Here is a 12,432-nt window from a genome sequence, read left to right as displayed (position 1 = left end):
TGATTAGCTGCTCCATTGTTGGGTTGTCATCCTGAGCTGGTATTCCAGTTATCTCTTGCACCCAGGTGTTGGTTAGCCGCTCCGTTGTTGGATTATTAGCCACAATAGCGGCCAATTGAATATGCATGCGTATATTTTGGTTTTCTCTAAGTTGCTCTATGTGATTTCGGACAGTACTCTCTACATCCGCCTTTTCATTTATCTCAAACAGATAACTTTGGTCTGCGTAAAGTTTCACGCCTGTTATCTTACATATAAATGATTCAGGCTCTGTGCCCGTACTCATCAAGCGTCTTTGAAAAAGATTTCTTAAGAGCAAAATCACCCAATCATTTTCCTCCTCGCCATCGATTTTTTTGATGAGTGCCTTTATGACTCTTTGACAAAGATCCTGCCTTAGCAGGACAAGGAACTCCCAGAAGAAACTGTCGCCTGATCCTTGTTGGTTCTCTTCTGAGTCACTGTCGCCTGATCCTTGTTGGTTCTCTTCTGAGTCGTGGATTCTCCAGTTAGGTTCATACGGCGGCTCATCTCCATTTTGATGGAAAAAGGTCAAGTCAGGCTCGCCTGAGTCATTACTTAATGATTCGAGTCCCCGAGCATATTCTCTAAATATTTGTGAGTGTGTTTCTAGATTAATGTTATGTGCTGAAGGTGTGCTGAAATAACGACATATTACTCGTAGACCACCTCCGTTGTTCATAGAACAAAAGCGAATTCTAGAAGCCCTTTGTATGGATAGTCGGGATAGTGGCAGCATTCCTGGCCTCCGATTATGGTAACAACAAGATATTTACCTCGGCATCAGACACACCAGCAGCATTTTCCAAGCGATAACTGAAGGTATGAGTTCCGACTGAAAAAGCATTAACCAACGTAATACTACCATCGGAATTAACCGTCAGCGTACCTCCTGCTAACGCCACCGAGCTACCTGCCGCATTATCCGTTACAGACCCCCCTAAATCGCCGCCACCAAAACTGGTAATCGACGCAGTGGGGAAGCCTAACGAATCGTTGTCGAGCAAGCCGCCGAACGCTGTAAACGGGCTGGCGTTGTAAACCTGCCCCGTTGGATGGAATAATAGCGCAACCAATTCCTCATTGTCAACCGTTGCCGGATCGTCAACGCCATCTTCCATTGCCACTGGCGGTATGCCAACTAGAATGCTAACCGTTCCATTGGAAGTCCCGGCTGAGTTGGACAACTGATAGTCAAAGCTGTAAGAACCGGCCGCTGTTGGATTCGTTAAACTGAAACTACCGTCGGCATTTACTGTCAAGGTTCCACCCGCTAAGCTGACAGAATCCCCAGCCGTATTCGTTGTTACATCACCACTTAAATTGCCGCCGCCAAATGTCGCTAGAGTCGATACAGGGCTACCTAGCGTATCGTTATCGAGCAAATCGTTGGTGTCCGTCGTCGCAATATTCAACGTTTTTCCAGACTCAACTAAGTAACCGCTATCATCCGTCGCTGTCGGCGCTATAGCAGTAACCTCGATATTAATTGTGCCATTATCCGCGCCTGCTGAATTTTCTAAGCGATAGTTAAAATTGTAATTTCCCGTCGTACTCGGATTCGTTAAACTGAAACTGCTGTCGGCATTGACCGTCAACGTTCCACCTGCCAAGATGACAGAATCTCCTGCACTATTAGCAGTTACAGAGCCACCCAAACTACCGCCGCCAAAACTGGAAATTGTCGCCGCCGGAGTACCCACTGTGTCGTTATCGAGAATATCGTTAGAATCCGTCATTGAAACGGTCAAACTGTCTCCAATATTTACGGCATACGAATCATCAGTAACGGCGGGCGGTTCTTGAACCTCAATTGTCACCGTTGCCGTGTCATTTCCCTGCGAGTTAGCAATCCGATACTCAAACGTATATGTTCCTGCGTCACCCGGATTTGTGATGTTAAAACTGCCGTCTGCATTAACCGTTAATGTTCCACCTCCGATCCAATCGAGATCGTCTCCAGCATTGGCAAAATGAGAACCAATATTGAACTGGTCGATCGCCGCCACCGGAAAACCAAGCGTATCGTTAGTGAGTAAGCCAAGCATGTCAGGCGTGGCAGTTATCAAACTCGTCGTCGCGGCGATCGTCAAGGTTTCGCCCACATTCACCGTATAGCTGCCATCATCGTCTGCTGTCGGAGCCGCCGGAGCCACCGGAGCCGTGTCGTCGTTGAGAATCTTAAATGGCGCTTCCGACTGGGTCGTGCCAACTTGACCCGAGCCGCTGAAACTCTCGATTTCCAGCCAAATCCATTCGTCGCTTTCAACGTCAGTGTCGCCAAACACTTCAAACGGGACGACTTTGCTGGTCTCTCCAGCGGCGAAACTGAGGACGATCGGCGTATCGTTATAGTCATCTCCTCCCGTCAAAAGATCGACGTTTCCACCGCCCTGTAGCGTCGAGAATTTCAGGGTTACGTCTTCGGCAACTGCGTTCGCTGTCCGGGTTAGCGTGTAGTTTGTCAGTGTGGTGCTACCGCTATCTCCTTCTGGCACCTCTTGAACGAGAACGCCATCGTTAGAGACAAAGTTGTAAACCGGATCGGTGATGAGTGCGGGGGTTGGGCTAGGTGTGGGAGTGGGGGTCGGTGTGGGAGTGGGGGTCGGTGTGGGAGTGGGGGTCGGTTCCGGTTCGGGTTCTGGCGTTACCTCGGATTCCGGTTCAGGGGTCGGTTCCGGTTCGGGTTCTGGCGTTACCTCGGATTCCGGTTCTGGTTCTGGTGTCGGGGTCGGGGTTGGGGTCGGTGAGGGAGCAGAGGCTTGACTCGAATCGGGTTCTTCTACTTCCGTCAGGGGGATAAAGTCGTTGGCGTTGAGGTCGGTGACACCTTTAACAATTGCCAAAAACTGACCGCTCTGGCGATCTCGAATGAGGGTGTTTCCGTCCTCGACGGTTAACGTTAAATCGTCAAACGTCAGGTCGCCGAGGAGTTCGATGCGATCTTCGCCCCGGCTGAAATCCTCGATGCGATCGGCATCGGCTGGGGTTTCCCCTCCGGTAGAGCGACTGTCGGACAAACGACCGATAGCGAAAATATCGTTGCCCTCGCCCCCAATTAGGGTATCGCTGCCCATATCTCCGTAGAGGACATCGTCGCCGGACGCTCCTTGCAGCCAATCGTTATCTTGACCGCCCCAGAGGGTGTCGTCTCCGGCATCGCCGATGAGGGTGTCGCGTCCTTTATTACCTAACAGCCAGTTACCTTCGGTGTCGGGGTTAGATTGGTTGGCGGGGGGGGTAAGGTTCCCCCCTGGATGACGTCGTCGCCGAGGTCGCCCGCGATGATATCGAATCCTAAGTCTCCGTAGAGTCGATCGTCGTCTTTGCCCCCCCCAAATCGTATCGTCGCCCCGTCCGCCGAAAATCGTATCGCGTCCGGCATTCCCAGCTAGTGCGTCGTTTCCCGCGTTGCCGAAGATGCGATCGTCTGCTGCGAATCCAGCGGCTCGATCGTTCCCTCCCAAAGCCTGGATGATGTCAGGATTGACGGTTCCGGTCAGGATATCGTTGTCGGAGATACCAAGGATTGCCATTGTTTTTGTGAGGTTAGATTTAATTTAGTTGGGTTTGACGGTAAAGCAATAAAAGTAAGTAAAGGCGATCGAGCGTATAAATACTCAATTTGTGCCGATTTGTGATTTTTTAATTTGGACTCAAAATCGTAAAATGTGGCTTGATTTTGACATGAATTGCCGAAAAAAGCTTAATCAAAAATTTAAGTTTGTAAAAAATTCATCAATTTTTGCGAGATTTAAGTGTTTTTTGAAAATCTTGTAAAGAAATATCTAACCCTCCGGACGCTCGCTTCGGGGTTAATATTTTGATTTATCGAAATATGGTTATTAATAACAAACAATAAATATCGCAGTTTCAACAATCCCGGTTAAGGCGTCGACACCTGTTGAGTTTTAACGACCAACATTGACTTCGCCGCCACGCACCGCCCCCTAGCGCAGACCCGAACCCCCGCGTTACCCTACCTCTAGCAACAGCTTCAACCCTCAAACCCCATGCAAACCGACATCGTCGTCATCGGAAGTGGAATCGGCGGACTCAGTTGTGGCGCACTGCTGGCGCGATACGGCTTCAGCGTCACCGTCTGCGAAAGTCACGCTATCCCTGGTGGTGCCGCCCACAGCTTCACCCGCAACGGCTTCAAATTCGACTCGGGACCTTCTCTCTTTTCCGGGTTGTCCTACCCCTCCACCAACCCCTTGCGCCACGTTCTCGACGCTATCGGCGAAACGGTTCCCTGTGCTACTTACGACGCTTGGGGATGTCGCCTCCCTGAAGGGGATTTCAAATCGGCGATCGGTTCCGATGACTTTTCTTACGTTCTGCGGAAACTGCGAGGAGAAAATGCCGCCAAGGAATGGCGCCAGTTACAAGCGGTGATGGAACCCCTGGGCAAAATCGCCACGGGAATGCCCCCCGCTGCGATGCGCTTGGATTTGGGCGCGATTTTCACCATCGGTAAGTATCTCCCCAATTTCATCGGTTATGGGTTGGACGCCCTCAAACTCACGAAACCGTTCAGCGAGATTCTCCAAGATGTGGTGACGGACGAGTTCGTCTACAACTGGATGGATATGCTCTGTTTCCTGCTGGCTGGGGTTCCGGCGAAGGGCATCAGTGCGGCGGAAATGGCGTTTATGTTTGCGGAGTGGTACCGCCCCGGCGTGGTGTTGGACTATCCTCTCGGGGGCAGCGGTGCGGTGATTGAAGCTCTGGTGCGAGGGTTAGAAAAGTACGGCGGTCGCTTGATGCTGAACGCCCATGTGGAGGAGGTTTTGCTGCGGCAGAATCGCGCGGTGGGGGTGCGACTGCGCAATGGTAAGGAAATTATTGCGAAGGAAGCGGTGGTGTCGAATGCTTCCATGTGGGATACGTTAGATTTGTTTGCCGATGGTGCGCTCCCCGATCGCTTCCGACGGGAAAAGTTAGAAACGCCTCAATGTGAGAGTTTTATGCACTTGCACGCGGGAATCGATGGGGCGGGACTTCCCGAGGATTTGGATTGTCATTACATTGTCGTGAAGGATTGGGAGATTACGAAACCTCAAAATATCGTGTTGGTGTCGATTCCGTCGGTACTCGATCGGAGTTTGGCGCCGGAGGGAAAGCACGTGATTCATGCGTATACGCCGGGAACGGAACCTTACGATCTTTGGGAGGGACTCGATCGCCGCAGTGAGGAATACCAGCAGCAGAAACGAGACCGAGGCGAGGTGCTGTGGAGGGCGATCGAGCGCGTTATCCCCGATTTGCGAGAACGGGTTGAAGTTTCGCTGGTGGGAACGCCGCTGACTCATCAGCGGTTTTTACGGCGACATCGGGGAACCTACGGCCCCGCCATCACCGCAGAACAGGGATTGTTTCCCAGCGGAACCACCCCCATCGAGGGCTTTTGGTGTTGTGGCGATTCTACGTTTCCGGGGATTGGCGTTCCGGCGGTGGCCGCTAGTGGGAACATCGTCGCCAATTCGATCGCCCCTCTGGAAAAACACCAGTCCGTTTTGCAGGAACTGGGGTTTTAGGCGGAAACGGTGACATAGGTAGATGAGGCTTGCGGAGAAGGAATCTCCAAATTTTCAGATTTTAAACCTTCGAGATGAAACGCGATCGCCTCACGCATATTCTGTTCTATCTCTTGGCGAGTCTGACCCGTCGCCACGCAACCCGGCAAATCTGGAGAGTAAGCAGAGTAACCGGTTTCGGTTTTTTCAATCACAATTAAGTACCGCATTATCGCAAACCTGCTTGTTTCAGAATGCTGTTGAGTGTTCCCGGTGCGAGGTCGTCACTGGGTTTACCCGAAATTGTAACCAAGCCTGACTTGGTTTCATGCTTATACTGGCGGTGGCTGCCTCGCGTGCGTGCCAAATACCAGCCATCTTCCTCGATAAGCTTAATGACCTCTCTCACTTTCATCGACATTTTTTAAAGACGAACGCAACAGTAACGACTCGGGACTCAAACTGTCTGCCAGACACGCCGCTTGGGATGTCTCAGGGGGCGCGTTGGCGATGGAACCGAGGGGCGATCGCCTAGAAATCTGAAAAAAAGGCGATCGAACACCGGGGATCGTGAGACACTATCGGGATAAGACTTTTGCGAAGCACGCATCTATTATCGATCGATCTGTTTAGAGACCTAAGAGTTCATGCAACGACGACCTCCCCTGCGCCGCACGAAAATCGTAGCGACGATCGGCCCTGCAACCAGCAAACCCGACGTGCTGCGGGATTTGATTTTGGCCGGGGCTACCACTCTCCGACTCAACTTCTCTCACGGAACCCACGACGACCACCAACGCAACATCCGCCTCATTCGTCAAACCTCCTTCGAGTTAAACCAACCCGTCGGAATTCTCCAAGACCTTCAAGGACCGAAAATCCGCTTGGGGAAATTCGAGACGGGATCGATTAAACTCGCCGACGGCGACCCCTTCACCCTCACCAGTCGCCAAATCCCCGGAACCCAGGAAATCTCCTCGATTACCTACGAACCCCTGGCCCGGGAAGTTCCCGAAGGTGCGACGATTCTCCTCGACGACGGACGGGTGGAAATGCGCGTTGAAAAAGTCGATCCCGCCGCTGGAGAACTCTACTGTCGCACCGTCGTCGGTGGCGTCCTCTCCAACAACAAAGGGGTCAACTTCCCCGGCGTCTACCTCTCCGTCAAAGCCTTGACCGACAAAGACCGCACCGATTTAATGTTCGGTCTCGACCAAGGCGTAGACTGGGTGGCGTTGAGTTTCGTCCGCAACCCCCAAGACGTACTCGAAATTAAAGAACTGATTTCCAGCGCCGGAAAATCCGTCCCCGTCATCGTCAAAATCGAGAAACACGAAGCCATCGAACAGATGGAAGAAATTCTCTCCCTCAGCGACGGCGTGATGGTGGCGCGGGGAGACTTGGGGGTAGAACTTCCCGCTGAAGACGTTCCCATTTTGCAAAAACGCCTCATCGTCACCGCCAACCGCTTGGGAATTCCGGTGATTACCGCCACGCAAATGCTGGATAGCATGGTGTCGAGTCCTCGCGCCACCCGCGCCGAAATCTCCGACGTGGCCAACGCCATTCTCGACGGAACCGATGCGGTAATGCTGTCCAACGAGACGGCGGTGGGACAGTTCCCCGTGAAAGCTGTAGCCACGATGGCGCAAATCGCCCAGCGCATCGAACAAGAGGAAATCGTCCAGAACGTGACCGGAGTGGACGAAACTGGGCGATCGATCCCCAACGCCATCAGCCAAGCAGTCGGTCAGATTTCCGACCAACTGGAGGCTTCGGCGATTATGACCCTGACGAAATCCGGGTCTACCGCCCGCAACGTCTCCAAATTCCGCCCGAAACCGCCGATTTTAGCGGTGACGCCCCACGTGAACGTCGCCCGTCAGTTACAACTGGTGTGGGGCGTGAAAACGCTGCTGGTACTGGATTTACCCTCGACGTCCCAAACCTTCCAAGCGGCGATTAACGTGGCCTTGGAAAACCAACTCGTCAGCGAAGGGGATTTGGTGGTGATGACCGCCGGAACCCTGCAAGGGGTCTCGGGTTCCACGGACTTGGTGAAAGTGGAAGTCGTCACCGCCGTTCTCGGTCAGGGGACGGGATTGGGTACTATGTCGGGAACCGTCAGCGGTCCGGCGCGAGTCGCCCGCGACGCCATGTCTGTGGCCAACTTCAGCCCTGGGGAAATTCTCGTCACCGCCAGTACCGACGCCAACTTCATCGAGGTGTTAAAGAAAGCCTCGGGGGTGGTGACGGAAGAACCCAGTTTGACCAGTCACGCCGCGATTATCTGTTCCCAGTTGGGTAAACCGGTCATTGTCGGGGTTAAAAACGCCACCCAGTTGATTCGGGAAGGGTCGATTCTCACCCTCGATATTCAACGGGGTTTGGTGTATTCTGGGGCGTCTTCTTCGGTGCAAACGGAAGATTTGCTGAAGGTTTAACTCACCCACCTCGCCGGGTTTGCGGGATATCTGCAAATTTCGGCGAGGAGTGGTTGACATTCCTTGCCGACGTGCTACAATTAATATCCGTTGCCGATGTAGCTCAGTGGTAGAGCACTCGATTCGTAATCGAGCGGTCACGAGTTCAAATCTCGTCATCGGCTTTTTTTGTTGCCAAAAAGTAGGTTGGGTTGAGGCACGAAACCCAACACAGACGAATTTGGGCGTTGGATTGCTTTAGTTTGAAAAATCGAACGGTTTAAAATAGAAGCGATCGCTTTCTATTTTAACTATCTATGCTAACCGTCGTCAGTCCCGAACAACTCTATCTTTCTCCGGGAACTGTGTTACGATCGCCCGGAACTTGGGCGGATTACGTTTCTCTGTTAAAACAGCGAGGCGATCTCCAAAATACTTCGACGAACAAAGTTAAAAAAATCTTTCGATCGCGATGTCTTCGTGGGAACTTTCCCTATAATTGAAGTGGTAACAAGTCTTCAAAACGGCGATGACTTTCGACCTTCTCCCGGAACAGCGATCGCCCGAAACCTCCCAACACTTACTACTCCACAGCGTCAGTTGGGAAAAATATGAAGCTTTTTTGGAACTCCTCGGCGATGACTTTCCCAGTTTGCGCCTGAAGTATCTCGACGGAACCTTACAGTTTGTGTCTCCGAGTCGAAACCACGAATTTATTAAACGCAACATCGCGCGGTTGCTAGATGCGTATTTGGAAGAAACGCGAACCCCGTTTTTCGGGTTGGGTTCGACGACGTTTCGTCGGAAAGTGAAATCGAGGGGAGTCGAACCGGATGAATGTTACTGTTTCGGGGAAGAAAAACCGCGTCCCGATTTGGCGATCGAAGTGGTGTTTACCTCTGGAGGAATCGACAGTCTCGCGATTTACGAAGGGTTGGAAGTTCCCGAGGTTTGGTTTTGGGAAAACGGACGATTGAGGATTTACTGTTTGGGTGAAAGGGGTTATGTGGAGTGCGAGAGAAGTCAGCAGTTACCGAGTTTGGATATGGCGTTGTTGTCGGAGTACGTGACGGTGGAGAATCCTTTGGATGCAGTGATTGAGTTTCGGAAGCAGATATAAAAAACGTTCCTTCTCATCTTTTTTTATAAATTCCTTAACCGAAAGAATATTCAGGATTACTGTGGCAATTTAATAGAGCAACAATTATTAATAAAATTTCCTGGTATTTATCTAAAAAATGTGCTAATTTGTTTGTATAAATTATATCGGCGATCGCAAATGAGGCCAGAGTTTTTGAAACAACTCAAACAAATTCGAGCAGAATCCAGCTTCTACTCAGATGGATGGGTGTATGGAAGACTAAAGCAAAAACTGGGAAGTCTCCAAGCCGACGAATTAAATAAACTGGCTGAGGTTCTGGGATTCAAATATGGCTGGAATCCAACAGTTCAAGAACTTTTAGAACAGCAAGCACGAGACGCTGGAATAGAGGGAATTGAAGCCCTGGATGGAGATAACAGTATTGAAGACGAATTAACCCAACTCAAGCAATCACTTAAAACCTCAGTTTCTTCAAGGCACTCTCCGAGTAAGTCCGGAAGTTCTTTTGATAATTTAGAAATCATATTTTCTGAACTAGACAGTTTAGTAGGATTACAAAGCCTTAAACAGGAAATCAAAGAGCTTGCGAACTTCCTAAAAATCCAAGAACTCCGAAAAAGTCATGATTTAACCCCGATCTCAATTTCGCTACATTCCGTCTTCTGCGGATCGCCAGGAACAGGAAAAACGACTGTTGCGCGTTTAATTGGTTCGATTTATCGAGAACTTGGCATTCTCGCAAAAGGTCATCTCGTTGAAATCGATCGATCTGGACTTGTGGCGGGATATATCGGACATACGGCTAAACAAACTGAAAAGGTCATCGAATCGGCAATAGATGGCGTTCTTTTTATTGATGAAGCCTATTCGCTAAAGCCAGAAGGTGCGAAAAGCGATTTCGGACAGGAAGCGATCGATACACTCCTCAAACGAATGGAAGATTATCGCGATCGTCTGGTGGTGATTGTCGCTGGATACAGTGAGGAAATGTCACGGTTTATCGAATCCAATCCGGGTTTACAGTCGCGATTTAACCGATATTTTTATTTTGAAGACTATCTTCCTGACGATTTGCTGAAGATATTCGATCGACTTTGCCAAACTCACCATTTTGAGTTGACTTCCGAGGCGCGATCGATTCTCCTCAATGGCTTAACGGAGTTGTACGAAAACCGAGATAAAAATTTCGGAAACGGTCGATTGGTGAGAAATATTTTTGAGAAAACTATCGAAAAGCAATCCAGTCGACTCGTGAAGTTATCCAACGTGACAAAAGCTGAAATGTTACAGCTTAAAACTGAGGATATTGCTTTACCTGTCCAGAGATAGATTAAAAAAAAGGGGTCTCCTGAGATTACGGCTTAGTGGTGCAGAAAAGTCCTGAAACCCTTGTTAGAAAAGATATCGCCGTATTAAAGGGTTGGCCTAAAAATCTCAAATCGGTAAATGGCTGCCGGAGATCCCCGGCATCTCCAAGATGCCGGGGATCTGGCTCAAACTTAAATACATATTATATGTATTTTGTCAATCTCCGATCTCGAAAACTTTTCTGCACCACTGAGGAGATTACGATGTAATTGGTTAGCCCCTACAGCAAAGGTTTTAACCGGACATAAATAAGCTTATCCCCTCAAACTCAGAAGAGCAAAAAAAATCCCTACTTTGGTGCCATTTTATCGAACCGCTCTCGTAACGCCAACTCGATCGCCGATTTCAAGAAAAACAACAGGCTCAACCCCGCCGCACCAAAGGAGCAAAACGCCAAAACGTTGTGGGGAATCGATAAAAACACCGCCCCCGACAACAATGTAAATCCCGTCATACACGCATAAACCAGGGTTTTGAGCGTCAATTGCAACCGTTGGAGTTGCTTTTGCGTTTGCGGAGAATTCACGCGAATTTGGAAATCTCCCCGTTCTAATCGTTCTTCGAGTTGATGAATCAACACTTCCGCGCGACTGGGGCGATTGAAGGGTTGGGTGACGAAACTTTTCGCTTGGCGAGCCAGTTCTCCGAAGATTTGTCCGCGCCCTTGTTGCGTTTCCACTAGCTCTTTGACAAAGGGTTTGGCACAGGCAATAATACTGTATCGATCGTCTAAGGTTCGGGCGATTCCGTCGAGGGTTCCCAAGGCTTTTAAGACAAAGGTCATTTGCGCCGGAAGCCGGAACGGTTGCTGCTCGAACATGGCATAGAGTTCGTGTTTGAGTTCCCGAAATTCTTGGAATTCTACGGGGCGATCGCGGAAGCGATCGAGCGCGAATTGAACGATATTTCGCACCGGGGTCATATCGGAAGTTTCTTCCACCAACCCCATCGCAACCAAGGTTTCGAGAACTTCGTCCGTATCCTTCCGCAACACGGCAAAAAAGGAGCGCGTCATTTCCGCTTGGTTGAGGGAATTAATTTCGGACATCATGCCGAAATCGTAAAATATAATATGACCTTCGGGGGTAACAGCCATGTTCCCGGGATGGGGGTCAGTATGAAAAAAACCGTCTACTAAAAGCTGTTTGAGATAACAGCCAATTCCTAATGTATTGAGCTGTTTGACATCGATTCCCGACGCTTCTAAGGTCGCTTTGTCGTTAATTTTAATGCCCGGCAAATATTCAAGTGTCAACACTCGAGAGGTGGTGTATCGCCAATAGACTTTCGGGACTAAAATCTCGGGAGAATCGTTAAAGTTTTCGCGAAATCGCTCGGCGTTTTGTCCTTCGTGAATGTAGTCTATTTCTTGATAAATTAACGTCCTAAATTCTTGATAAATGGATTCGAGATCGTATTTCCGAGTCCAGTGAAACGTCCGCTCGAAAAACAGAACCAACTGATAGATAACTTGGAAGTCTAAATTAAAGAGTTTTTCCAAGCCGGGACGTTGCACTTTTACCACGACGTCTTCCCCGGTGTGCAATCGCGCCCGGTGAACCTGTCCCAAACTGGCTGCGGCGATGGGGGTGCGATCGAAATCCCGAAACAGACCGTATACCGAGTGTTTCAGTTCGGTTTCCACTAGGCTGACGGCTTCTTCTGCACTGAACGGCGGAACTTTATCTTGCAGTCGAGACAGGGCGCGGATATATTCGAGGGGCAGCAAGTCCCCCCGCGTGGAAAACGCCTGGCCGATTTTAATAAAGGTCGGACCCAGGTCGAGGAGGGTATTGACAAGCCAATCCGCCCGACGCTGGCGATGTTCGGGGTCGTCTTTTCCCCGCAAACGATCCCAGCCTAGAAAAAAAAATAGCTTCCCCGTTGCGGAAAAAATTTCGATCTGACGGGCGAACAGTGAATCTTTAGTCCGTTGCCAGCGTAATGGTTTGGGAGCAGCCTTAACTAACATAAATGTCGATGCTGGATCTGTTTGGCG

10 protein-coding genes and 1 tRNA gene are annotated in these 12,432 nt (G+C 50.1%); 6 read left to right on the top strand and 5 right to left on the bottom strand.

The window, feature by feature from the left end:
• Both ACP5D4_RS11875 and ACP5D4_RS11870 read right to left on the bottom strand, forming a co-directional pair.
• Positions 1–556 (bottom strand): hypothetical protein (locus ACP5D4_RS11875; RefSeq protein ID WP_428011839.1); only part of this gene is annotated, 556 nt, incomplete at its 3' end.
• Positions 557–773: 217 nt separating this feature from the next.
• Positions 774–3,557, bottom strand: a complete 2,784-nt coding sequence (locus ACP5D4_RS11870) for a Calx-beta domain-containing protein (RefSeq protein ID WP_428011838.1) — start codon at positions 3,555–3,557, stop codon at positions 774–776.
• A 477-nt stretch (positions 3,558–4,034) separates the two neighbouring features.
• Between ACP5D4_RS11870 and ACP5D4_RS11865 the strand changes: the two genes are divergently transcribed.
• Positions 4,035–5,561 carry a phytoene desaturase family protein gene (locus ACP5D4_RS11865; RefSeq protein WP_428011837.1) on the top strand — a complete coding sequence of 509 codons (1,527 nt, stop codon included), beginning with the start codon at positions 4,035–4,037 and terminating at the stop codon, positions 5,559–5,561.
• Here ACP5D4_RS11865 and ACP5D4_RS11860 read toward each other — a convergent pair.
• A complete protein-coding gene (locus ACP5D4_RS11860) occupies positions 5,558–5,770 on the bottom strand; it encodes a type II toxin-antitoxin system HicB family antitoxin (protein ID WP_428011836.1) in 213 nt (70 codons plus the stop codon). The two genes, ACP5D4_RS11865 and ACP5D4_RS11860, sit on opposite strands and share 4 nt — an antisense overlap.
• Entirely contained in the window at positions 5,770–5,955 is a 186-nt protein-coding gene (locus ACP5D4_RS11855; protein WP_074170862.1) for a type II toxin-antitoxin system HicA family toxin, read from the bottom strand. The genes ACP5D4_RS11860 and ACP5D4_RS11855 overlap by 1 nt, the downstream gene beginning before the upstream one ends.
• Before the next feature lie 232 nt (positions 5,956–6,187).
• Between ACP5D4_RS11855 and pyk the strand changes: the two genes are divergently transcribed.
• The 5 genes from pyk to ACP5D4_RS11830 all read left to right on the top strand — a co-directional run bounded on the left by pyk (position 6,188) and on the right by ACP5D4_RS11830 (position 10,394).
• The gene (gene pyk, locus ACP5D4_RS11850) at positions 6,188–7,984 is read left to right on the top strand and encodes a pyruvate kinase (protein ID WP_428011835.1); all 1,797 of its coding nucleotides are present in this window, start codon (positions 6,188–6,190) and stop codon (positions 7,982–7,984) included.
• Between the two features lie 92 nt (positions 7,985–8,076).
• Positions 8,077–8,148: transfer RNA gene (locus ACP5D4_RS11845), tRNA-Thr, on the top strand.
• Positions 8,149–8,280: 132 nt separating this feature from the next.
• Positions 8,281–8,466 carry a hypothetical protein gene (locus ACP5D4_RS11840; RefSeq protein ID WP_428011834.1) on the top strand — a complete coding sequence of 62 codons (186 nt, stop codon included), beginning with the start codon at positions 8,281–8,283 and terminating at the stop codon, positions 8,464–8,466.
• Between the two features lie 26 nt (positions 8,467–8,492).
• Complete coding sequence (locus ACP5D4_RS11835) at positions 8,493–9,083, top strand: Uma2 family endonuclease (protein WP_428011833.1); 591 nt, start codon at positions 8,493–8,495, stop codon at positions 9,081–9,083.
• Between the two features lie 174 nt (positions 9,084–9,257).
• Entirely contained in the window at positions 9,258–10,394 is a 1,137-nt protein-coding gene (locus ACP5D4_RS11830) for an AAA family ATPase (RefSeq protein WP_428011832.1), read from the top strand.
• Between the two features lie 328 nt (positions 10,395–10,722).
• On the opposite strand, the gene ACP5D4_RS11825 is transcribed toward ACP5D4_RS11830, so the two are convergent.
• Positions 10,723–12,405 carry an ABC1 kinase family protein gene (locus tag ACP5D4_RS11825; RefSeq protein WP_428011831.1) on the bottom strand — a complete coding sequence of 561 codons (1,683 nt, stop codon included), beginning with the start codon at positions 12,403–12,405 and terminating at the stop codon, positions 10,723–10,725.
• Positions 12,406–12,432: the final 27 nt, after the last annotated feature.

Source organism: Baaleninema sp. (genome assembly GCF_049974805.1).
Taxonomy (GTDB): Bacteria; Cyanobacteriota; Cyanobacteriia; order Cyanobacteriales; family Geitlerinemataceae; genus Baaleninema.
The sequence above is the reverse complement of the archived record's forward strand: the minus strand, read 5'-3'. Positions and strand labels throughout refer to the sequence as shown.

Excerpts from the sequence above, each read along its gene's own strand:
- ACP5D4_RS11870 (WP_428011838.1), bottom strand. The coding sequence starts at position 3,557 with ATGGCAATCCTTGGTATCTCCGACAACGATATCCTGACCGGAACCGTC.
- ACP5D4_RS11865 (WP_428011837.1), top strand. The coding sequence starts at position 4,035 with ATGCAAACCGACATCGTCGTCATCGGAAGTGGAATCGGCGGACTCAGT.
- ACP5D4_RS11860 (WP_428011836.1), bottom strand. The coding sequence starts at position 5,770 with ATGCGGTACTTAATTGTGATTGAAAAAACCGAAACCGGTTACTCTGCT.
- ACP5D4_RS11855 (WP_074170862.1), bottom strand. The coding sequence starts at position 5,955 with ATGAAAGTGAGAGAGGTCATTAAGCTTATCGAGGAAGATGGCTGGTAT.
- pyk (WP_428011835.1), top strand. The coding sequence starts at position 6,188 with ATGCAACGACGACCTCCCCTGCGCCGCACGAAAATCGTAGCGACGATC.
- ACP5D4_RS11840 (WP_428011834.1), top strand. The coding sequence starts at position 8,281 with ATGCTAACCGTCGTCAGTCCCGAACAACTCTATCTTTCTCCGGGAACT.
- ACP5D4_RS11835 (WP_428011833.1), top strand. The coding sequence starts at position 8,493 with ATGACTTTCGACCTTCTCCCGGAACAGCGATCGCCCGAAACCTCCCAA.
- ACP5D4_RS11825 (WP_428011831.1), bottom strand. The coding sequence starts at position 12,405 with ATGTTAGTTAAGGCTGCTCCCAAACCATTACGCTGGCAACGGACTAAA.